Annotated in this window: 23 protein-coding genes; 10 read left to right on the forward strand and 13 right to left on the reverse strand. The window is 60.7% G+C overall.

Annotated features, from left to right (window positions below):
- Nucleotides 1-197: 197 nt before the first annotated feature.
- The 4 genes from PWM43_RS00705 to PWM43_RS00720 all read right to left on the reverse strand — a co-directional run bounded on the left by PWM43_RS00705 (nucleotide 198) and on the right by PWM43_RS00720 (nucleotide 4,910).
- Nucleotides 198-1,547, reverse strand: coding sequence for an inorganic phosphate transporter (locus tag PWM43_RS00705; RefSeq protein ID WP_289840652.1), 1,350 nt, complete (start codon nucleotides 1,545-1,547; stop codon nucleotides 198-200).
- Nucleotides 1,548-1,801: 254 nt separating this feature from the next.
- The gene (locus PWM43_RS00710) at nucleotides 1,802-3,043 is read right to left on the reverse strand and encodes a murein hydrolase activator EnvC family protein (protein ID WP_289840653.1); all 1,242 of its coding nucleotides are present in this window, start codon (nucleotides 3,041-3,043) and stop codon (nucleotides 1,802-1,804) included.
- A gap of 55 nt (nucleotides 3,044-3,098) precedes the next feature.
- A complete protein-coding gene (gene gpmI, locus PWM43_RS00715; protein ID WP_289840654.1) occupies nucleotides 3,099-4,631 on the reverse strand; it encodes a 2,3-bisphosphoglycerate-independent phosphoglycerate mutase in 1,533 nt (510 codons plus the stop codon).
- A 99-nt stretch (nucleotides 4,632-4,730) separates the two neighbouring features.
- A complete protein-coding gene (locus PWM43_RS00720; RefSeq protein ID WP_289840655.1) occupies nucleotides 4,731-4,910 on the reverse strand; it encodes a CsbD family protein in 180 nt (59 codons plus the stop codon).
- Nucleotides 4,911-5,018: 108 nt separating this feature from the next.
- Between PWM43_RS00720 and msrB the strand changes: the two genes are divergently transcribed.
- From msrB to PWM43_RS00735, 3 genes are all read left to right on the forward strand, one after another.
- Complete coding sequence (gene msrB / locus PWM43_RS00725) at nucleotides 5,019-5,417, forward strand: peptide-methionine (R)-S-oxide reductase MsrB (protein ID WP_289840656.1); 399 nt, start codon at nucleotides 5,019-5,021, stop codon at nucleotides 5,415-5,417.
- A 74-nt stretch (nucleotides 5,418-5,491) separates the two neighbouring features.
- On the forward strand, nucleotides 5,492-6,139 hold the full coding sequence (upp, locus tag PWM43_RS00730) for a uracil phosphoribosyltransferase (RefSeq protein ID WP_289840657.1): 648 nt from the start codon (nucleotides 5,492-5,494) through the stop codon (nucleotides 6,137-6,139).
- 3 nt (nucleotides 6,140-6,142) lie between these two features.
- Nucleotides 6,143-6,361, forward strand: coding sequence for a hypothetical protein (locus PWM43_RS00735; protein ID WP_289840658.1), 219 nt, complete (start codon nucleotides 6,143-6,145; stop codon nucleotides 6,359-6,361).
- Between the two features lie 16 nt (nucleotides 6,362-6,377).
- Here the strand turns inward: PWM43_RS00735 and PWM43_RS00740 are convergent, their stop codons facing one another.
- Nucleotides 6,378-7,274: a LysR family transcriptional regulator gene (locus PWM43_RS00740; RefSeq protein WP_289840659.1), complete on the reverse strand. Its 897-nt coding sequence runs from the start codon at nucleotides 7,272-7,274 to the stop codon at nucleotides 6,378-6,380.
- Between the two features lie 141 nt (nucleotides 7,275-7,415).
- Between PWM43_RS00740 and PWM43_RS00745 the strand changes: the two genes are divergently transcribed.
- On the forward strand, nucleotides 7,416-8,189 hold the full coding sequence (locus PWM43_RS00745; RefSeq protein WP_289840660.1) for an SDR family oxidoreductase: 774 nt from the start codon (nucleotides 7,416-7,418) through the stop codon (nucleotides 8,187-8,189).
- Between the two features lie 84 nt (nucleotides 8,190-8,273).
- On the opposite strand, the gene PWM43_RS00750 is transcribed toward PWM43_RS00745, so the two are convergent.
- The gene (locus PWM43_RS00750; RefSeq protein ID WP_289840661.1) at nucleotides 8,274-9,488 is read right to left on the reverse strand and encodes a threonine ammonia-lyase; all 1,215 of its coding nucleotides are present in this window, start codon (nucleotides 9,486-9,488) and stop codon (nucleotides 8,274-8,276) included.
- An 8-nt stretch (nucleotides 9,489-9,496) separates the two neighbouring features.
- On the reverse strand, nucleotides 9,497-9,970 hold the full coding sequence (gene greA, locus PWM43_RS00755) for a transcription elongation factor GreA (protein WP_289840662.1): 474 nt from the start codon (nucleotides 9,968-9,970) through the stop codon (nucleotides 9,497-9,499).
- A gap of 290 nt (nucleotides 9,971-10,260) precedes the next feature.
- On the opposite strand from greA, the gene PWM43_RS00760 reads away from it, so the two are divergent.
- From PWM43_RS00760 to PWM43_RS00780, 5 genes are all read left to right on the forward strand, one after another.
- A complete protein-coding gene (locus PWM43_RS00760; RefSeq protein ID WP_289840663.1) occupies nucleotides 10,261-10,812 on the forward strand; it encodes a DUF2975 domain-containing protein in 552 nt (183 codons plus the stop codon).
- A gap of 61 nt (nucleotides 10,813-10,873) precedes the next feature.
- On the forward strand, nucleotides 10,874-11,032 hold the full coding sequence (locus PWM43_RS00765) for a hypothetical protein (RefSeq protein WP_289840664.1): 159 nt from the start codon (nucleotides 10,874-10,876) through the stop codon (nucleotides 11,030-11,032).
- Nucleotides 11,029-11,550 (forward strand): DUF2975 domain-containing protein, encoded by a 522-nt coding sequence (locus PWM43_RS00770; RefSeq protein ID WP_289840665.1) that lies wholly within the window; start codon nucleotides 11,029-11,031, stop codon nucleotides 11,548-11,550. The genes PWM43_RS00765 and PWM43_RS00770 overlap by 4 nt, the downstream gene beginning before the upstream one ends.
- A 3-nt stretch (nucleotides 11,551-11,553) precedes the next feature.
- Nucleotides 11,554-11,760 (forward strand): helix-turn-helix domain-containing protein, encoded by a 207-nt coding sequence (locus PWM43_RS00775; RefSeq protein ID WP_289840666.1) that lies wholly within the window; start codon nucleotides 11,554-11,556, stop codon nucleotides 11,758-11,760.
- 50 nt (nucleotides 11,761-11,810) lie between these two features.
- The gene (locus PWM43_RS00780) at nucleotides 11,811-12,188 is read left to right on the forward strand and encodes a glyoxalase superfamily protein (protein ID WP_289840667.1); all 378 of its coding nucleotides are present in this window, start codon (nucleotides 11,811-11,813) and stop codon (nucleotides 12,186-12,188) included.
- 93 nt (nucleotides 12,189-12,281) lie between these two features.
- On the opposite strand, the gene PWM43_RS00785 is transcribed toward PWM43_RS00780, so the two are convergent.
- The 6 genes from PWM43_RS00785 to PWM43_RS00810 form a co-directional block, all read right to left on the reverse strand.
- Complete coding sequence (locus PWM43_RS00785; RefSeq protein WP_289840668.1) at nucleotides 12,282-14,768, reverse strand: TonB-dependent receptor; 2,487 nt, start codon at nucleotides 14,766-14,768, stop codon at nucleotides 12,282-12,284.
- A 203-nt stretch (nucleotides 14,769-14,971) separates the two neighbouring features.
- Nucleotides 14,972-15,739, reverse strand: a complete 768-nt coding sequence (locus PWM43_RS00790) for a sulfotransferase family 2 domain-containing protein (RefSeq protein ID WP_289840669.1) — start codon at nucleotides 15,737-15,739, stop codon at nucleotides 14,972-14,974.
- Nucleotides 15,740-15,853: 114 nt separating this feature from the next.
- Complete coding sequence (locus tag PWM43_RS00795; protein WP_289840670.1) at nucleotides 15,854-16,807, reverse strand: bile acid:sodium symporter family protein; 954 nt, start codon at nucleotides 16,805-16,807, stop codon at nucleotides 15,854-15,856.
- Between the two features lie 85 nt (nucleotides 16,808-16,892).
- Nucleotides 16,893-17,315 carry an alternative ribosome rescue aminoacyl-tRNA hydrolase ArfB gene (gene arfB, locus PWM43_RS00800; RefSeq protein WP_289840671.1) on the reverse strand — a complete coding sequence of 141 codons (423 nt, stop codon included), beginning with the start codon at nucleotides 17,313-17,315 and terminating at the stop codon, nucleotides 16,893-16,895.
- A 19-nt stretch (nucleotides 17,316-17,334) separates the two neighbouring features.
- Complete coding sequence (locus PWM43_RS00805) at nucleotides 17,335-17,709, reverse strand: hypothetical protein (protein WP_289840672.1); 375 nt, start codon at nucleotides 17,707-17,709, stop codon at nucleotides 17,335-17,337.
- 32 nt (nucleotides 17,710-17,741) lie between these two features.
- Nucleotides 17,742-18,542, reverse strand: coding sequence for a tetratricopeptide repeat protein (locus PWM43_RS00810; protein WP_289840673.1), 801 nt, complete (start codon nucleotides 18,540-18,542; stop codon nucleotides 17,742-17,744).
- A gap of 305 nt (nucleotides 18,543-18,847) precedes the next feature.
- Between PWM43_RS00810 and PWM43_RS00815 the strand changes: the two genes are divergently transcribed.
- The gene (locus tag PWM43_RS00815; protein WP_317134975.1) at nucleotides 18,848-19,780 is read left to right on the forward strand and encodes a L,D-transpeptidase; all 933 of its coding nucleotides are present in this window, start codon (nucleotides 18,848-18,850) and stop codon (nucleotides 19,778-19,780) included.
- Nucleotides 19,781-19,792: the final 12 nt, after the last annotated feature.

A 19,792-nucleotide genomic window follows, 5' to 3' on the forward strand; every position in this document is an offset into this window, starting at 1 on the left:
AGCTATAACGCGACGAGCATAGCGTGTCGAAGCGGAGAGCAAAACTCCCGTTCAACGAAGTATGTCGCTCACGAAGGCGAAGATATGGGGAAGAGAGCCTGAAGAGGATGCGCCCCGTCGGGGCGCATCAGGGGAGCGTGGATGTGCGGCCATGTTGCGGCCGTCGCTACGCTCCCGGTGACGAATGACGCTCTGGATCAGGCCAGAATGTAGAACACGATAGCCGAGATTGTGATCGTCACGGGCAGGGTCGTGATCCATGCCAGGCCGATCTTGCGCAGGGTGCGCATGTTCACGCCCGTTCCCGCCGCAACCATGGTGCCCGCGACGCCGGAAGTGATGATGTGCGTGGTGGAAACCGGAAGCCCGGTATATCCGGCGGTCGCGATCAGTCCGGCGCCCACGATTTCCGACGCCGCGCCCTGGGCTGGCGTGAGGTGCTGCTTGCCGATGCCCTCGCCCAGCGTCTGCACGATGCGGCGATAGCCGACCATCGTCCCGATACCAAGGCAGAGCGCGCTGAGAATCCGAACCCAGAGCGGCGCGTATTCGACAGACGGACGCAACTGCTTGGCGAGTTTGGTTGCCGTGTTCTTCTCGTCCTGGGAAGCTGCCGGGTTTGCGGCGACGTCACGCACGCCGGACAGGATTTCATACAGGTCGCCACGGATTTCCGCGGCCGAAGCCTTGTTTGAAGGATCGGCAAGCTGATCGATGGATGTCAGCGCATCCTTGCGAAAGGAATAGCGGTCATATTGCGCGATGAGCGGGCGAGCCGTGTTGGCGATGGATGCCAGTTCGGTGCGGTTGATCGGGTGGTCCGGATTCGTCGCGAACGTGGCGGGCATCAGTCCGATGATCGTCAGCATGATCAGGCCGATGCTCTTCTGACCGTCATTGCTGCCATGCGAGAAACTGACGGACGTGCATGTCAGGATCAGAAGGCCGCGCACGACGGGATGCGGCTTCTCGCCCGGCTTCGGCGGCGTATAAAGCGCCGGGAGGCGCACGGTATAGCGGATGGCCAGATAGGCGAGCAGAGCCAGGAAAAAGCCGAGCGGCGGCGAAATGAACAGCGCGCGCAGCACTTTCCAGATCTGGCTCCAGTCCACGCTGTGACCGAGCGCGCGGGCATGGAGAAAGGAATCGCCGATGGCGATGCCGATCAGGGCGCCGATCGTGCAATGCGAAGACGAGTTGGGAATGCCGAACCACCATGTCAGCAGGTTCCAGGCCAGCGCCGTTCCGAACAGGGCGACGAGCATGGGAACGGCGGGGTTCCCGTTCGGCGGCGTCAGGACGTCCGGAGGCAGAAGCTCGACCAGGGCATAAGCCACGGAAATGCCGCCGAGAATCACGCCAAGGAGATTCATCAGCCCCGACCAGACGACAGCGACGCGTGGCTTGAGGGAGTTGGTGTAGATGACGGTCGCCACGGCATTGGCCGTGTCGTGAAATCCGTTGGCGAATTCGAAAATGCAAACGAGGAGGAAGCAGAGACCAAGTGCGATCATGGACCCTGCGGAATAAGGTGCGAACTGAAGCATCGAGCTCTTCTCATCCGTGCGGTGGCTGCCCCTCTTTTCTGTGATATCGGTTTCGCCGGGTAGACGGTTATGAATGGTTTCTTAAACTCTTCATAAATGGTCGGACCCGTTTTCAGAACGAAGAGGAGAGGTCGTTCAGCCGCTTGGCCTTTCTCCTGTCTGGGCGCGGATCACATTTCATGCCCGGAACAGACAGGCTCGTATATCACGCTCGGGTGGAGAAGCCTGGAAACCCGTGGGGAAACCGTCGTGTTTCAGAAAAAGGGTCTTGGATCGACGGTCTGATCGCCGTGTCGCAACTGGACCATGAGCTGTCCGCCGGCGTCGGGCATCGTACCCAGGACCGTGTTTTTACGGACGGGGTCGGCGCTCGACGCCTCCAGTGTTCCGAAACCGGACAGCACGAAACGATAATGTCGTCCGCAATCGAGAATCACCATCTGCCCGTATGAACGAAACGCGCCCGCGTAATCGATGCGTCCGCTGCAAGGAGCGCGGACGGCCGCGTTACCGGGGGTCGTGTAGGTCATGCTCGTCGCCGGACCGGTCTGGGTTGACTGTCCCCAGGCGACGGCCACGGTTCCGGGAACGGGGGCATGTCCGCCACTTCGTGAGACGACACCCGGTCCCGCACTCGCCTCCATCGCGCGCGCCTGCTGCCGCGCGCTGGAGGCGGCAGCATGGTCGTTGCGGGCCTTCAGCGCCCTGGCCTGCGCATCCAGGCGGGCCATCTCCTCTTTTTCCGTCTGTTCGATCCGTGCGATGGCGTCCTGAAGGCTGGAGGCTCCCGCCGCTGCGGCGGCGACGGCTTTGCGCGCCTGCGCGGCTGTGTTCCGGTCGTGTTGTTCGGTGACGGCGGCCGCATGGGCGTTCGCCTGTGCGCGGTCGCGTTCGGATGCCTGCCGCGACCGTAACGTATCCAGAACTTTCCGTTTTTCGTTCAGCGCGTTCTGGTTTGCGATCTGTTCCGCCTGCTGTGCGTGCAGGGCGGCAATACTGCGCGCGGTCAGGCGCGCGTATCCGCTCAGGAAGGCGAGACCATCCACCGCGTCTTCAGGATTGGCCGAAGTCGAAATGACGGATGTCGCCGGAGCGCTCGACAGGCGCTGCGCGAGGGGAAGCATCCTCTGAATGGCCGCTGTCCGTCGCGCGATCCCGTCTTTCAGAACGGCCTGTTGTCGTTCAAGGGCCGCGATATCGCTCTCGATGGCCGCCATATCGTGTTCAGTCTGTCGGAGGACCGCGGCATCCTGTGCGGAAATCGTGGTCAGGGCGCGGGTCCGCGCGGTGTCCTGAACCACCTGGGTCTGCGCAGCTCGCTGAGCGGTCTGCTTATCTTTGAGGAGAGCGGCCTGTGCGGCCTGCTGGCGCAGGAGCGCCTCACGCGCGGCGCGGGTGGTCGCGAGATCCGGGGAAGGTGTCTGCCTTGTCTCTCCATGGACGCGATGATGGCGCCGCGTCGTCGCGTGGCCGCCATGGAACTGAAAAAGCACCATGGCGATAAAAGCCGCGCGGATAACGTGTTTGACGCGACGAGGCAGGATCGGGTGCTCAGGCGTCGATCAGGGACTGGCCGGTCATGGCTTCCGGCTGGGAAAGCTCCATCAGATCGAGGATCGTCGGCGCGAGATCCGCGAGACGCCCGTCGTGCAGGGACTTTGCGTGGCCGCCAACGAGCATGACCGGAACGAGATTGAGCGTATGCGCCGTATGCGGCTCTCCGGTCACAGGGTCGCGCATGGTTTCGCAGTTGCCATGATCGGCGGTGACGAGCAGGGCGCCCCCGACTTTTTCAATGGCGTCCGCGATGCGACCCAGGGCGGTATCGACGGTTTCACAAGCCTTGATCGCGGCGGCAAGAACCCCCGTATGGCCGACCATGTCGGGATTGGCGAAATTGAGGATGATCATATCGAAGCGACGGCTCTCGATCGCTTCGACGGCACGATCTGTGAGTTCCGGCGCCGACATCTCAGGCTGGAGATCATAGGTCGCGACTTTGGGTGAGGCGACCATGATCCGTTCTTCGCCTTCGAACACGGCTTCACGGCCACCATTGAAGAAATAGGTCACGTGGGGGTATTTCTCGGTTTCCGCCATGCGCAGCTGGGTCTTGCCGGCGCGGGAAACCAGTTCCCCGAGAAGATCGTCCATCGACGCCTTCGGGAACAGAGTACCGAGCCGCTTTTCCAGATCCTTGCTGTAGGGCGTCATGCCGCAGGCCGCCGCGAAGCGGATGACGCGGGGACGTTCGAAACCCGTGAAGTCCGGCTGGACGAGGGCGTCGAGGATTTCGCGGATACGGTCGGATCGGAAATTGGCCGAGAGGATGCCGTCGCCATCCTTCATGCCCGCATAGCCGCTGATCACGGCGGGTTCGACGAATTCGTCCGTGATGTTTCTGCCATAGCTATCCTGCAGGACCGAGAGAGCATCATCGAAGTGATGGCCCTGGCCTTCCGTGATCGCATCGTAAGCCTTGCGAACCCGTTCCCAGCGGTTATCGCGATCCATCGCATAATAGCGGCCCGAAACCGTGGCGATTTTCGCGCCAGCGGGCAGTTTTTCTGTCAGAGCGGTCAGATATTCGCGTCCGGACTGAGGTGCCGTGTCGCGACCATCGGTGAAAACATGCACGGCAACGGGCATTCCCGCTTCGGCGACGATTTTCGCCAGGGCCACAATATGGTCCTGATGCGCGTGGACGCCGCCCGGCGAGACCAGACCGAGCAGATGGCAGGTGCCTCCGCTTTCGCGGAGCGCGCCGATCAGCCTGGTCAACTCGGGGTTTCGCGCGAGCGAGCCGTCCCGTGCCGCGCGTGAAATGCGGGGAAGTTCCTGCATGACGACGCGCCCCGCGCCGATATTGAGATGACCGACCTCGGAATTGCCCATCTGACCTTCGGGAAGGCCGACATCCTCGCCACATGTCACCAGATGAGCATGGGGCGAATTTTTCCAGAGGCGGTCGAAATTGGGGGTTTTCGCCAGCGCGACGGCGTTGTCTTCCGTCACGGAGCTATCTCCGAACCCGTCCAGAATGACGAGCATGACGGGGCGTGGCGGGGTCAGGTTCGATGTCATGGTAAAGGCCCTCAAGAAACTGGCCGGAGCATGCCACCAAATGCGTCGCTTGCGAACCGGGACGCGGGCGCGTCCAGGCTCACATGTGACGGAGCAGGATCAGACCTTGTTGATGGCGTCCTTGACATCACCCTTGAGGGTTTCGCCGTGGCCCTTGAGCTTCTGGGCCTCGCCTTCGGCCTCCAGCTTCTTGTTGTCGGTGACTTCGCCGACCTTCTGCTTCACGGTGCCGATGGTTTTATCGATGGCGCCGGAGATTTTGTCTTTCATAGCGGTCATGACGACATTTCCTTTCAACAGTGTTCTGCCCATATCAACGTCGACAGCCGACGAGAGTTCGTTTTTCTGTCACGATATCGACGGCATCTGAATGCGGGAGTGAAGATCATGGCTCAGGACCAGAAGACGGGCTGCGGCCCTTCCGGATGTGGCGTGCCCCTTACACCGGAGCAGGAGCGCATCCTCCACGGGCACGGTACGGAGCGGCCCGGTTCCAGCGCCCTGAACGCGGAAAAGCGCGCGGGCATCTATCATTGCGCGGGATGTGGCCGGTCCCTGTTCGACGCGGCGATGAAATATGAGAGCGGAAGTGGCTGGCCATCGTTTTTCGAGACCTTGCCCGAGGCGGTCGGCGTTACGCGAGACGCATCCCACGGTATGGTCCGGACGGAGGTTCATTGCGCGGGATGCGAAGGACATCTCGGGCATGTGTTTCCGGACGGCCCACGGCCCACCGGGCTGCGCTACTGCATGAACGGGCTTGCACTCGACTTCCGCCCTTCCTGAAAGGAGAAACGGCGCCTGAAACTCTCTGCGTGCACGCTTCCGTGAAAAGGCCATCCTGCGCTAAGGAGGGACGTATGAGCGAAACGAATACCCGTATGGCCCCCATCGTGGTCGACCATCCCCTCGTCCAGCACAAGCTGACGCGACTGCGCCAGGCTTCGACCTCCACGGCGGGCTTTCGACGCCTGACGCGCGAACTCAGTCTGCTGCTCTGCTACGAAGCCACGCGTGATCTGCCGACGGAGGCCGTGGAGATCGAGACCCCGGTCGAGCGCACGACCGGTCGCACGCTTTCAGGCAAGAAGCTGTGCTTCATCTCCATCCTGAGGGCAGGAAACGGTATTCTTGACGGAATGCTGGATCTCGTTCCGGCGGCGCGCGTCGGGCATATCGGCCTGTATCGTGACCACGACACCCTCGAGGCGATCGAATATTACATGAAGCTGCCCGACGACGTGGCGGAGCGCGATTGTATCGTCGTCGATCCCATGCTCGCGACGGGCCATAGCGCCGCTGCGGCGATTGATCGCGTGAAGGCGGCGGGCGTGACGAACATCATCTTCGTCTGTCTGCTGGGCGCGCCCGAAGGGATGGATTACATGGCCGCGCGACACCCGGATGTGAAGATCGTAACCTGCTCGATAGATCGCGGCCTGAATGAAAAAGGGTATATTGTGCCCGGACTCGGCGATGCCGGGGATCGCTTGTTTGGCACGAGGTGAAGCATGACTCCCGAAGATGTAGGCGAATGGCTCGATCGTTGGGTCGAGGATCATCTGGCGGTCGGATCACTCGATCCGCAGATCGCCGCGGCACTCTGCCGGACGCAGGCTCTGGAAGCCGGAATCAGCGATGCGCAGCTGACTGAAGCGGTTCAGGGCGATCTGGAAGCATTTCTGGCGGCGGAACAGGCCGATATCCAGACACCGGACGGTCCGTTCTGACGGCCTTTTCCGGCTTTTAGAGCCAGGCCCGCAGAACGTTTTCAAGCCAGTCTGAAAAGAGCCGGACGCGACGGCTGAGATGCTGTCGATGCGGGTAGAGCAGACTGATCGGCAGGGCCTCGCTGCGCCACGCGCCCAGGACCTCGACCAGCGTACCGGCCTGAAGCTGGTCGCGGACGTCATAGGCCGGTATCTGGATGAGGCCGAGACCCGCGATCGCGCATGCGATCAGCGCTTCCGCGCTGTTGACCGTGACGCAGCCACGCATCAGTACCCTGCGTGGCGTATCGCCGTCCATCCATTCCCAGTCTTCGATGCGGCCCGTCGAAGGCGACGCGTAGCGCACGGCGACATGTTCCGGCAGATCGTTCGGGCTCCGAGGCATGCCGTGGCGCGCGAGATAGGCGGGACTGGCGACATTGATCAGCGTCAGCTCCCCCAGCTTGCGGACCACAAGACTGGAATCCTCCAGAGGGCCGACGCGTAACACGCAGTCGATCGCGTTTTCGACGAGGTTGACCACCCGGTCGCTCATGCCGAGTTCGACCTCGATATCAGGGTGGCGTTCAAGAAACTCCGGCAGCGCCGGGCAGACGATCAACCGGCCGATCCTGCCGGGCAGGTCCACTCTCACGAGTCCCGTGACATGCGACGCTTCATCGAGGAAAAGGCGCTCCGCCTCGTCCATGTCCGCAATGAGGCGCAGGCAATGCGTATGGAAGATCGATCCGTTGGGCGTGGGGGAAACCGAGCGCGTCGTGCGGGCGAGGAGGCGCGTCCCCATGCGCGCCTCAAGGGTCTGAATGGCCGAAGACACGGTCGAACGAGGCATCTGGAGGCTGTCGGCCGCGCGGGTGAAGCTCCGGGTCTCGACCACGCGGACGAAGATGCGCAACACGTCTATTCTGTCCATCGGCACCCAATTCGGATGATTGTTCGGCTTTTCTGACGGCTGCTGTCAGATTTGTCCTGTTTATCCCTACTCTCCGAACGCCCACATTGAAACTAGGCCCGGCATGGATCGTGGCCGACGATTTCAAAGGGAAGCAGAGCCATGATGGATCACAGCATCAAGGGAAAAACAGTTCTGATCGCGGGCGGCGCCAAGAATCTCGGCGGGCTCGTGGCGCGCGATCTGGCCGCGCACGGCGCTCGTGCCATCGCCATACATTATAATAGCCCCGCCTCCCGGGCGGACGCGGATCGTACTGTCGCCGATCTCCGTCAGGCCGGCGTCGAAGCCGCGGCCTTTCAGGCGGATCTGACGACGGCCGACGCCAATGCCCGTCTGTTCGAGGAGGTTGTCGCGGCGCTCGGCCGACCCGATATCGCGATCAATACGGTTGGCAAGGTGCTCAAAAAGCCCATCGCCGAGACTTCGGAAGCCGAGTTTGACGCGATGTTCGCCGTCAACACGAAATCGGCGTTCTTCTTCATCAAGGAGGCCGGGAAACACCTGAACGACAACGGCAAGCTGCTGACGGTCGTGACCTCGCTGCTCGGGGCCTATACGCCATTCTACGCGACTTACGCGGGGAGCAAAGCTGCCGTCGAGCACTTCACCCGCGCGGCATCGAAGGAACTGGGCGGGCGCGGGATCTCCGTCAACGCGATCGGGCCGGGTCCCATGGATACGCCGTTTTTCTACGGTCAGGAGAGCGCTGATGCCGTGGCCTATCACAAAAGCGCCGCGGCCCTGTCACCGTTCAGCACAACGGGACTGACCGATATCGCGGACATCGCGCCGCATATTCGTTTTCTCGTTTCGGAAGGCTGGTGGATGACCGGCCAGACCGTACTGATCAATGGTGGCTACACGACCAAATAGGACGCCCGTCGGAAGCAGACCCTTCCTCGGCTCGCCCGAAGAGCGGGGAGGGGTCATTCCCGGATCGGGTCAGACGGGAAGCGTTTATCCCCGCGTCACCATGTAATGGGCGCGCAGAGCGTTCTCGATCTCGCTGGCATGCGTGCCGTCGCGGGCTTCGATCATGATTTCGAGTTCCGCCGTCTGCACCGATGGCGCGGCGAACATGCGCTGATGCGAGACCTCGATGATGTTGCCGCCCAGATCGCCGATGCGCGTGGAAATATCGGCGAGCACGCCGGGCCGGTCGGGAATCTGAAGGATCAGCGAGAGCAGTCGCCCGTCGCGGCGCAGGGCGCGCAGCAGCGTATTGGCGAGAATACGCGTGCCGATATTGCCGCCGCTGATGGGCAGGGCGACGCGCTTGCCGCTGAAAATGTCGGGATTGGCCAGAACCGCCGCCAGAGCCGCGGCGCCCGCGCCTTCGCTGACCAGTTTCGCATTCTCGACGAGGCTGGCAATGGCGGATTCCACCTCGAGTTCACTGACCACCAGCACGCCCGCGAGGTGCGGCTGCACGACTTCGAAGCATTTGTCGCCCATCTGCCGGACGGCAATGCCCTCGGCGATGGTCGATCCTCCCAGCGTCTCCACGGTGTCGCCGGGAAAGGCCGAGAGCGAGGCGTAGCTCTCGACCTGAACGCCATAGACTTCGACGCCGGGCCGCATATGCGCGGCCGCGATCGCGGTGCCGCTGATGAGGCCGCCGCCGCCGATGGGCACCACGACGGCATCGAGATCCGGGGCGTCCTCGAAAAGTTCGATGGCGAACGTGCCCTGACCCGCCATGACCGCGAGATCGTTGAACGGATGGACGAGAACGAGATTCTCGCGCTTGCGCAGTTCCTCGGCGACGAGGCTCGCTGCCGCGAAATCATCGCCCTCCGTGACGACCCGCGCCCCCCAGGACCGCGTGCGCTCCACCTTGGCGGTCGGCGTGAAGCGGGGCATGACGATGGTGGCCCTGATCCCCAGCAGACTCGCGTGTCGCGCCACGCCCTGGGCATGATTGCCCGCCGATACGGCGATGACGCCGCATTCGCGTTCCTCCGGCGAGAGGAGGGCGAGCTTGTTGGCCGCACCCCTTTCCTTGAAGGAGGCGACCGCCTGGAGGTTCTCGAGCTTCAGCCAGATATCCGCGCCGCTGAGCTTGGAAAGGGCGGCGCAGGGAATGGTCGGCGTCCGGACGATACGCGGCGAAATTCGCTCATGCGCGGCGGCGATGGCAGCGAAATCGAACGTGGGGATCGTCTGGAGCATGGGAAAACCTATTTGTAAGTGACCTTTAGAATTTCATATGTCCTGTCGCCGCCCGGCGCGGGCACGGCCACGCTGTCGCCGACGCTCTTGCCGATGAGCGACTTGGCCAGCGGCGAGGAAACCGACAAGAGACCCTGCTTGATGTCGGCTTCGTGGACGCCGACGATCTGATAGGCGCTTTCCTTGTCGGTCTCTTCGTCGACGAGTTCGATATGCGCGCCGAACTTCACCTGGTCGCCCGACAGCGTCGAAGGGTCGATGACGTCCGCCGTGGATACCAGTTCCTCGAGTTCCATGATCCGCCCCTCAATGAAGGACTGGCGGTCACGCGCGGCATGGTATTCGGCGTTTTCGGAGAGATCCCCGTGCTCGCGCGCTTCGGCGATGGCACGGATCACGGCAGGACGGTCAACGCTCTTCAGTTGACGCAGCTCGTCCTCGAGCCGGGCCAGTCCACCGCGGGTCATCGGAATCTTCTGCACAACGTATCCCCAGAAACGAGTTAAGCCGCACGCGGGGCAACGAAGGCGAACCTCCGACGCCCCGCGCGGGCGATATTGAGATGAGGCGCCGGGACATTCCCGTCGCGGCGTGTAAGGCCAGAGAAGCTAGGCGTTGCGGACCGCGACTTCAAGCACTCGTGTGAATTTCTCTTCATCCCGCAGGTTCGAGACGAAAAAAATTATCGGGAATCGATAAAAAAACCTGTTCCTTATCGAAAAACAATATTATTGATTTTCGATAAGAGACGGCAATGGTGGAGTGTTAAGGCATGATGAGGCGCTGGAAGGCATATCTGAAAACCACGCCAGAGCAGGAGGATGAGGCAGCGGGCATGATCGCGTCGCTTCTGCAGATCGCGGCCGGGTTGTGCTGGCTCAGCGCGACCGTGGAAGTCGCATGGTTCTTCCGCGCCGGGTGTCCCTCCTGGTTGCAGCCCAGCATCTTCGTTCATCACGTGCTCCTCGGCACGACGCAGCGCCTCTCCGGCGCCGAGACCGTCGTGCGGGTCGCAGGTCTTGTGCTGAGTGCGGCGATCTATGACCGGGTCGCCCGGATTGCCGCGCATTGCGGCAGAGGTGCGGTGTTCACTCGTGTCAATGTCGTGGCGTTGCAGGCGATCGGCTGGCTGTCCATCGCCCGGCAGGTTGTGGAGGCGCTCGGCCTGTCCCTGCTGGACGCGGCCTTCGGACTGCCAGTCCCGGTTCATCCGGAAGTCAGCCACAATGTCGGCAGTCTCTCGACCACGGTTCTACCTTTCGTCATCGCCTGGATCTTTCAGCGTGGCGTGAAAATTCAGGAGGAACTCGACGATGTGGTCTGACGATGACGCTTCTCCACGGACAGGCAGGAGATCATGCCGACTGTTCGACCGGACAATCCGCTTGGCCGGAGCCGTATTTCTGGCGATCCTGCTTTCAGGATTTTTCGTGAACTGTCACGTGTCCTCGGATATTCACATGACGTTCAGCAACGGTGTCCTGACGAAAGCCGTGACGCGCATGGTCGATGCCGTCGCCCTGCGTCTGGAGCAGAGCGCATGAGCGGAGATCTTCCTGCCCCGCCCCGCCGCGTGGCGACGGCCATGCTCCTCGCAATAAGGATTGTGCGCGTCTTGCTTGTCGTCGCGAGCGTGGTGCTGATTTTCGCCGCGACGTCGCTTGTTCTGCGGGGGCTGCCACTGCCCTCCTGGATGAAAGTGTCAGGACCGCTGACTGACGGCATGATGCTGACTTTTGCTTCACTGGGTCTGCTCGAAGTCGTCGCGCTGTATTGTCTGCTTGGTTTGCTGGGAGAAGTGATTGCGACGGTCCGGGCGGGTGACCCTTTTCAAAGTCGGAATGCTGATCGGGTGCAGGCCATCGGCTGGTGGATGGTCGTGATCCAGGGCGTCGACATGGCGAAAACGATCCTCGCTCTGTCGGGTGTTTCGCATGAAGATATGACGTCAGATAAAACCATATCGGTGACGGGACTAGGCGCCATCGTGGTGGTGTTCATTCTAGCCTGGGTGTTCCGTATCGGCGCGCGCATGCGGGAAGAACTGGATCAGGTCGTCTGATATATGGGCATCTCCGTCGATCTGGACGCGCTTCTGCGCGAACGCGGCATGTCGCTGACGGAACTTTCCGAGCGCGTCGGGCTGACTCTCGCCAATCTGTCCATTCTCAAAACCGGCAAAGCCAAGGCGATCCGTTTTTCGACGCTCGAGGCGATCTGCCGCGAATTACGGTGTCAGCCGGGAGACCTGTTGCGGTATGAGAATGAATAGATCAACTGAAACGTGAGCAAAAACCATCAACGGGTCTTGAGGACGAAGCCATGCGTTTCACACGCGTCATACCGATCCTGCGCATTTTCGATCTCACCAGGGCGCGGGAATTCTACTGCGACTTTCTCGGCTTTACCGTGAGTATGGAGCATCGCTTCGAACCGGGACTGCCGGTTTATATGGCCGTCGAACGGGCCGGAATGGAGCTTCACCTGTCCGAGCATCACGGCGACGCCTGTCCCGGATCGACGGTATTTGTGTGGATGACGGGCATTCATGATTTCCACATCGAACTGAGTGCCAGGCACTACGTCTGTGCGCGGCCCGGTATCGAGCGACTGCCATGGGGCCAGCAACTCCAGGTCTGCGATCCGTTTGGCAATCGCATTCGGTTTTGCGAACGCTGCGCCCCGACGGGAGCACAATGAGTCCAGAATTCGAAACGATCCGCATGTGATGAAATAAAAAACGCCGGGACGGAACCCGGCGTTTTCGTTTCTGTCTGTCGTGGGAAAGTTCGATCAGAAATCCACGCTGGCCGAGCCGATCACGGAGAAAGGCGAGGCGATCGTGTAGTTCGTGTAAGCACCTGCAATTTTGGAGCCGTAGACGCCTGTGACGGTCTTGGAGTTTGTCGCGACACCGCTGACAAAGCCGAGATAGTGATTGTTGGCGATGTTCTGGATATTCAGCTTCAGGGTCGGAGATTTGAGAAAGCCGACATTGTTGAAGCGATAGCCCGCATTGACGTTCATGCGCACATAACCGGGGATCGACAGGTCATTGTTGAAGGTCGCGTACTGCTTGCCCTGATACTTCAGGCTGAAGCCCGAAAAAAGATGGCCGTCATCGTAATCGAGGTTGAAACCCACCTGATAGCGCGATGTCTGTGGCGCGAATTTGCCCTTCGTATGGACGTAATCGCTGATGGAGCCTGTGCCCGCAGCAAGATTATTGTCGCTTCGGGCATCGATATATTCGAAGGAAGCATAGGGGCGGATATTGTGGAACGGGCGGGTGCCGATTTCGGCGTCCACACCGGTTGCGTGCATGCCACCACCGTTGACGCTTCGTGAGTAGTAATCGTTATTACCGCTATTCACGACCTGCGTATAAAGGCGGTTCGTGAAATTGTAGTGGAAGAAGGTGATGGAACTCATCACGTCGGGACCCTGGTAACGCCAGCCCGCCTCTTCCGAAATCGAGTATTCCGCCTTCTGGTTCGGATTGGCGTGCGTGGCGTAGCCCGATCCAGGAAAATAGGCACCCGCGTCATAGAGGGACACGTTCATCGGAATACGGAAATTCGTCGTCGACGACGCGAATAGCTGGTTCTCGTTGTTGATCTTGTAGCGGAACGAGACTGCCGGCAGCGGCTGCTGCCATGAACCGCGGATATAGCGGCCTGTCGAGGTGTCTGGCAGGTTATTCTGTCCGTCGCGATTGACGACCGTGTATTTCAGACCGGCTTCGATGTTCAACCGATTGTTCAGAAGCGACAGGCTGTCGGCGATGAACATCGTGTGGACGCGCGTCTGGGTGAACGTGTCGCGATACTGGGCCGTAGCGCCATTATCGAGGATCATGTTTTCACCGCCACCGTACAGATCCAGCGGCTTGCCCGTATTGTAATCGATCATGCTGAAAGGGCCAGTCTGGCGCTGCTTGGAATATTCGAACCAGTAGCCGACTTCCAGGCGGTTGATGCCAGTATGAAGCGTGAGCTTCGTGGTCGCGCCAGGACGGTAGGTCTGCGTATTTGACGGGTTATAGAGCAGTAACGACGGGGTATTGGAGGCGTTATAGTCCCCGATCGAACCATTCACCTTGCTAGCGCCGTATTGATAGTTTTTCAGCTTGGTGCTGTAGGCACCCCCGCCATTGCCGTTACCGTACCAGAAATACGGCGTTTCCGTCAGTGTCAGATTGTCCGTCAGCTTGAACGTGGAGGGCGCGGAAGCGTAGATGTTGGTGAACGGGTTGCGATGGAGTTGATAGTAATTGCCGTCCGTCGGCTTTTTGGGATCCCATGTCGAATCCCAGACGTTGTTCTTGATCATGTTGTTGACGAGGGTGTTGTAACCCTTGCCGCTGTTGAGCGTGTTGATGTCCGACAGGCTGGAAACGCGGGTCGAGGGAAATGTCACGCCTTGCGTCTGACTTCCGATGAGGCTGAAGGAGACGACGTTGCCATTGCCCCACTCGTTCACCCATTTGGTTTCGCCGTGCAGCCTGCCCTGATGGCCGGGGCCGCGCCACATGTGTTCGTCCACGGCCGAGAAGGAGACGAAACCCCGCAGGTTGGAATGGCCGATGTAACCGGTATCCACGCGCCCGAAGATGCGTTTTGCCGCGTACGACCCGTACGAGCCGACCAGCTTTCCACCAAAATGAGTATCGGGACTGAGGAGATACATGTCCACAGCGCCGCCGGTGGCGGAGATGTGCGGGCTGTCGAGGTCGGCCGAGCCCTGTTCGACGTTGATCGTGCGCAGGTTTTCAGAGTCCACGATTTCCTGTGGATAGACTGCGTAGCTGCCGATGTCGTTGATCGGAAAGCCTTCGAGCGTGAAGCCGATCTGGTTGGAGTTAAGGCCGCGCATCGTCATGTTGCCGCCGGTCAGGCCCATGGGATCGCTATCCGACGTGTTGACGCCCGGCAGCATCGCGATGAGCTGCATCGGATTGAGGCCGTTCGCCTGTTTGTCGATATATTCCTGCGTGATGGTTGAACGCGATTTCGGGGCGTCTTCCTTGATCATCAGACCGGCGCCGATCTGCTTGTGACGCTGGCCGCGCACTTCAAGATGTTCTGCTTTGATATCGGTGGGAGCGGTCGCGCCCATCATGGAAGGCTGATCGCTGCTGGCGCTTGCAGCCTTGGCGGCGGCTTTTGACGGCGTCTTGCCGGACGTATCCGGTGCCTGTGCGGCCAGTGCGAGGGAGGTTGGCATCGCCAGCGTGAAGAGCGCGGAAGTCGCTAGGAGGCGTCGCATGAGAGAGGGCATGTCTGTCCTGGGCGGTCATGGGCGTGGGGCGGGTTCGGCGAATTCGTCGGTTGGCATTCCGGCAAAACCTGACCGATTGGTCAGGTTTATGAGCATGAAAAAGCCTTGCGATTCGTTCGTCTGCCGCGATGAGTTTTCTTACGCCAGGATGAACATTTTGTGTGTGACGGATTTAAGTCACGAGAATTTCGGCCGAAGCTGTATTAAATCGGCAACAGGTATCGTCTGAGCGCTTCGTCGTCCTTGTAAAAGGTACGAATACGTGTGGCCTCTGTCGGGGAGAGCGTGTGCGTCTCGCGGTTGCTGACATTCAAGCGGGGAACGGAACGGTTCTTGAGAGCGGGAATGAGATCTGGGACCCGACCTACGCTACGCAGGGGAAACAGATAATCGACGCCACATTTGCCGCTTTTATCCAGGAGATACCAGGATTGTGGCCGGAAGACGTGATCGAGGCGATACGGATCGGAGACTGAGGCCAGGTGGTCGATGGCGTCGCTCACGGAACGGAACTGACTGTAAATTTTCTGAAAATGTGCGTGCAGAGCGACATTACGGCCGCCGCCGTGCCTTGCGAAGTCATAAGCCGAAAGAAAGCGCTCCACGGGGTCTCGCCAGATGGCGAAACGTGTGATGCCGTCTGTGAACAGGTCCGGAGCGGCGCGCTCGTAATAGCGTATCGAATTGTGGCATTCGCTGCGGCCATACAGGAGCGTGGCGATGGACGTGCCGGCGTTTTTAGGGACGTGGATAAAGAGCGTTTTGAGTTCGCGGATACGATGTATGCGTTCGCGTCGGTTGCTGCCGGCCGGAAGCGGCAGACCGAGCCGCGCGGCCCGGTCATGGAGATCGCCCACATGCGGACTCCCCAGCGTCAAGGCCATCACGCGATGACGCAGGCCCTGCTTCCTTGATGGCGCCACCCGGGGCTGAATACAGGAAGAGACACTGTTCTCGAACGTATAACCCATCCACTCCGGCCCTCGTTTCCGTTGTTCGAATGGAAAGAAACTGCGGATGCGGGGAGGGCAGGGCAACGCCAAGAATGTGAAGAAACCGGCCAATTGTAACTGTGTCGTACTAAGTCATTTTTCCGGTCTTTTTGCGTATTTTCTCGCAATGAGCGTACACACCAGGATCTGGACCTGATGATAGATCATCAGGGGCAGCACAGTCGTCCCGACGATAGCGGTGGGAAAAAGAATGTTTGCCATGGGTACGCCGGTGGCGAGGGATTTTTTCGACCCGCAAAACATGACGGAGATCGCGCTGGCTTCCGGCAGGCCGAGCGCTCTGCCAAGCAGGCGGGTGAGGGTCAGCACGAGCCCCAGAAGGGCAATATCCATCGCCGCCATCACCGCGAGGTCGTGACCGGACACGCGATGCCACAGCCCCGCGACGACGGCGTGGCTGAAGGCCGTATAGACGACCAGGACGATCGACCCGCGGTCGCTGAGAGAAAGGAGCGTCTTGTTCCGTTTCGCCCAGCCACCGAGGCGGGAATGAAGCAGTTGGCCTAGGGCGAAGGGCAGCAGGAGCTGCGTGACGATGTCCAGAAGGGCATTTCCTGACCAGACGCCGCCCTGATGAAGCACGAAACCGACCAGCACGGGCGTCATGACCACGCCGACAAGGTTCGACAGGGTCGCGGCGCAAATGGAGGCCGGAACATTGCCGCGCGCGATGGATGTCAAGGCGATGGAGGACTGGACCGTCGAAGGCAGGCAGCACAGGAACAGGATGCCGAGCCACATGTCATGGTCGAGCAGATGCGGAGCCGCCGCCTGGAGTGACAGCCCCAGAACCGGGAAAAGGCCGAACGTGCAGAGCAGAACGGCCGCCTGTAATTTCCAGTCCCTGATGCTTTCCAGAACGCTGCGTGGTTCCAGTCGCGCCCCTTGCAGGAAGAACATGAAGGCGATGCAGAGGTTGGTCAGGACACCCAGATCGACGGCGATGCTGCCGTGACAGGGAAGGAAAGTCGCAAGCGTCAGGGCGGCGACAAGGCTGAGCAGGAAAGGATCGATCAGTCGGAGCATCGGTCTATCTCGGCGAGACAACCCGGTTCTGGCAAGGGACGGCGCGTTCGGCGGTCCGTGTCGCAGGTGCCGATTCCTTGTATCCTTAATCGTCGATCCGTGTCTGACGGTTGCGTTTGATGCCGCCGCGATGGGTTTTGTCATCCACGCGGCGGCGACGCGCCGAACGGGAGGGGCGAGTCGGAACGCGAAAGCGCGGCTTTTCGGCAGCTTCGCGGATCAGTTCGGCCAGCCGTTCGCGAACATCCTCGATATTGCGCATCTGGCTTCTGAAACGCTGCCCGGTCAGGACAATGACGCCAGCACTTGTCATGCGATGGCCCGCGATGCGTTCGAGGCGCTGGAAAAGGGCCGGCGGGAGCGCTGCGCAGCCAGCCGCGTCGAAGCGTAACTGCACCGCGCTGAATGTTTTCTGCACATTCTGTCCCCCGGGGCCGGACGCCAGCAGATGCGTGATTTCGAGCCGGTCATCGTCGATGCTCAGGCCGGGCATGATGTCGAGCGGCATGGTTATTCCTTCCGACGGCTCATTGGTCCGCAAGATCGCGAAAGCGGACGTAGGACATCTTGTCCCGGAAAAGAAACAGCACGTAGTAGTCCTTGCGATGACCACGGGTTCGCGACGTGCGTGCATAGAACGGATAAACGTCGCACGGACCGTCATAGCCCGCCGGAGCGGGTTCCGAAGATGTCTGGCAACGGCATCGGAAGATCGGCGCATATTCTGCGGCGGGACCGTCATTGAGGCGCACATGGAAAAGATTGCGCCGGTATTTCCGCAACCGGTCGGGCACGACGAAAATCATGCCATGTTCCAGGAAGCCGTCTGACTGCGCCGGACTTTCGAAATACCGCATGTCCTGCGGCATGTCGTGAAAATGATTGTATCCCTGAACGATCATGCCGTCGTTCTAACGACGCGGATGATCCGGCGCTATGGGGAAGGGATCTTGCCAGAGGACGTCGTGGCCCAGATATCGCGGGAAATATTCATGGCGGTCAGGCGTTTTTCCACTTCCGCCAGCAGTCCGGCATCACCATCCGTGCCCAGCTCCGACAGATTACGGTGCATCGCGAGCAGAATATCGGATGTCGCTTCGCCCACCGCGCGTCGCCACCATTCCAGCGCTTCCTCGCGACGGTTTTCCGCCAGGAGAAGTGTCGCGTAGTTGTGCCGTCCTCGATAATCGCCGCCTTCCGCGGAGCGACGATACCACGCGCGCGCAAGCATGGGGTCGCGCCGCGTATGCCAACCTTCTTCCGTGAACCGGGCGACGAGGTTCATCGACTTGGCGTGGCCCTGTTCGGCGGCCTTTCGAAACAACGAGAGCGCGCGCGGTCGATCGACAGCGACGCCGAGCCCGCGCATCGTCATGATCCCAAGATTATATGTTCCCCATAAATCGCCCAGTGCCATCGCCATTTCGTAATATCGGATGGCTTCGCCCAGTTCGCGCGTGCAGCCCCACCCGAACTGGTGGCAGCGCCCGAGCATGTTATACGCTGGGCCATATCCGGCGTTGGCGGCGATCTCGAACCATTGTCGGGCTCTATGTGGATCGCGGGAGATGTAGCTGCCATCGAGCAGGATGTCGCCCCATTTGACCTGATCCAGAACGTGACCTTCGAGGGCGCGCTGCCGAATCTCCGCGATGGGCTGGGGCAGGGGATGCGTGGTCGGCGAGCGTCCACGGCCGGGGGGGCGCCGGAAGAGCTGTCGGAAGCGGTGTATCATCACAATATGGCTGTCATGACCGTGACGTCACGGACATGAGGGGAAGAATGAGGGTATGAAGCACGAAGGTGATAAAAACGCAATTAAGAATTGGTCGCATATCATAAATGTTATTTAGTAACGAACCGGCAACGGACTTGCGCGTTCGGTTTCCCATTGTCTTCATGGTAATCACTGTCCTCGTTCCGAACATGACATTGAAAGAATTGCCAATGTTCTTCTACCGGCGGGGGCGGATGGCGCCTCGTCTTCCATCTTCGCAGAGCTGTTCTGCAAGATCTGGCGGTTTTGCCTGCGTCGGTCTGATGACTCTGGCCGGGTGGTCCGTGTGCGGCGCGGCGCTGGCAGATCCTCCGGCATCGCCCGCAGCGTTTACCGCGCCGGTCACAGCGCCGGTCACAGCGCCCGACGACAGCGCCCCCATCATCATTCCGCCGCTGCCGGTCGCGACCGAGCCGCAGGCCCGCGCGGAGGCCGTGCGGCTGGCACATGAAATGGCCCGAAGCGTGCCGCGCTATACAGCCTATACCCTGGCGGTTCGTGAGCGGTTCGTGGCTCTGGCCCGTCAGCAGGTCGCAGCCGCGCAGGTCGTCATCGACAGGCCCCAGATCCTGATGGTCGTCGATCGCAATCCCCGTATTCAGGCGCTGTGTTTCGTGCTGGCTTTCCCCGGAGACGTGCCCTGGGAGACGCTGGGTGGCACGCCCGTCTCGACGGGACAGTCAGGGCGCAAATTCTACTACATCACGCCCACTGGCGTGTTTCCCAATACACCGGATCGTCTTGGCTATCGCGCGGAAGGCACGAAGAATGAAAACGGTATCCGGGGGATCGGGGCCAAAGGCATGCGCGTGTGGGACATGGGCTGGCAGAAGGCCGTGAAAGGATGGCGCCCCGATCATGAAACCGGCGATATCCGGCTGGAAATTCATGCGACCGATCCGGATTTTCTGGAGCGTCGGCTCGGTCGTCCGGCATCCGAAGGCTGTGTGCGAATTCCGGCGGCCATGAACCGGTTCATGGATCATTATGGTCTGCTGGACGCCCAGTACGAACGCGCCGCCAGTTATGATGGTCGTTTCCGGGCGTTGCTTCCAAAAGACAGAAAACCCTCTCTGATTGCGGGCGATTCTCTTGTCGTGGTGGACTCGGCCCTGCCGCCCCCCGTCGTGCCCCTTCCCGTCGCATCCGGAACACAGGTCCCTGAGCATCCGGACATCACAAACAGGGGAAGCTGACGCCAGCAACGT

Origin of the sequence: Brytella acorum, from assembly GCF_029309905.1 — a bacterium.
Lineage (GTDB): Bacteria > Pseudomonadota > Alphaproteobacteria > Acetobacterales > Acetobacteraceae > Brytella > Brytella acorum.

Bases quoted from the DNA above. Each gene is read 5' to 3' on its own strand.
- PWM43_RS00740 (WP_289840659.1), bottom strand. From the start codon at position 7,274: ATGGACAGAATAGACGTGTTGCGCATCTTCGTCCGCGTGGTCGAGACC.
- PWM43_RS00745 (WP_289840660.1), top strand. From the start codon at position 7,416: ATGATGGATCACAGCATCAAGGGAAAAACAGTTCTGATCGCGGGCGGC.
- PWM43_RS00720 (WP_289840655.1), bottom strand. From the start codon at position 4,910: ATGACCGCTATGAAAGACAAAATCTCCGGCGCCATCGATAAAACCATC.
- PWM43_RS00810 (WP_289840673.1), bottom strand. From the start codon at position 18,542: ATGATACACCGCTTCCGACAGCTCTTCCGGCGCCCCCCCGGCCGTGGA.
- PWM43_RS00760 (WP_289840663.1), top strand. From the start codon at position 10,261: ATGATGAGGCGCTGGAAGGCATATCTGAAAACCACGCCAGAGCAGGAG.
- gpmI (WP_289840654.1), bottom strand. From the start codon at position 4,631: ATGACATCGAACCTGACCCCGCCACGCCCCGTCATGCTCGTCATTCTG.
- PWM43_RS00750 (WP_289840661.1), bottom strand. From the start codon at position 9,488: ATGCTCCAGACGATCCCCACGTTCGATTTCGCTGCCATCGCCGCCGCG.
- arfB (WP_289840671.1), bottom strand. From the start codon at position 17,315: ATGCCGCTCGACATCATGCCCGGCCTGAGCATCGACGATGACCGGCTC.
- PWM43_RS00795 (WP_289840670.1), bottom strand. From the start codon at position 16,807: ATGCTCCGACTGATCGATCCTTTCCTGCTCAGCCTTGTCGCCGCCCTG.
- PWM43_RS00780 (WP_289840667.1), top strand. From the start codon at position 11,811: ATGCGTTTCACACGCGTCATACCGATCCTGCGCATTTTCGATCTCACC.
- PWM43_RS00775 (WP_289840666.1), top strand. From the start codon at position 11,554: ATGGGCATCTCCGTCGATCTGGACGCGCTTCTGCGCGAACGCGGCATG.
- PWM43_RS00805 (WP_289840672.1), bottom strand. From the start codon at position 17,709: ATGATCGTTCAGGGATACAATCATTTTCACGACATGCCGCAGGACATG.
- PWM43_RS00785 (WP_289840668.1), bottom strand. From the start codon at position 14,768: ATGCCCTCTCTCATGCGACGCCTCCTAGCGACTTCCGCGCTCTTCACG.
- PWM43_RS00735 (WP_289840658.1), top strand. From the start codon at position 6,143: ATGACTCCCGAAGATGTAGGCGAATGGCTCGATCGTTGGGTCGAGGAT.
- PWM43_RS00815 (WP_317134975.1), top strand. From the start codon at position 18,848: ATGACTCTGGCCGGGTGGTCCGTGTGCGGCGCGGCGCTGGCAGATCCT.
- PWM43_RS00770 (WP_289840665.1), top strand. From the start codon at position 11,029: ATGAGCGGAGATCTTCCTGCCCCGCCCCGCCGCGTGGCGACGGCCATG.
- PWM43_RS00710 (WP_289840653.1), bottom strand. From the start codon at position 3,043: ATGGTGCTTTTTCAGTTCCATGGCGGCCACGCGACGACGCGGCGCCAT.
- upp (WP_289840657.1), top strand. From the start codon at position 5,492: ATGAGCGAAACGAATACCCGTATGGCCCCCATCGTGGTCGACCATCCC.
- PWM43_RS00705 (WP_289840652.1), bottom strand. From the start codon at position 1,547: ATGCTTCAGTTCGCACCTTATTCCGCAGGGTCCATGATCGCACTTGGT.
- PWM43_RS00790 (WP_289840669.1), bottom strand. From the start codon at position 15,739: ATGGGTTATACGTTCGAGAACAGTGTCTCTTCCTGTATTCAGCCCCGG.
- msrB (WP_289840656.1), top strand. From the start codon at position 5,019: ATGGCTCAGGACCAGAAGACGGGCTGCGGCCCTTCCGGATGTGGCGTG.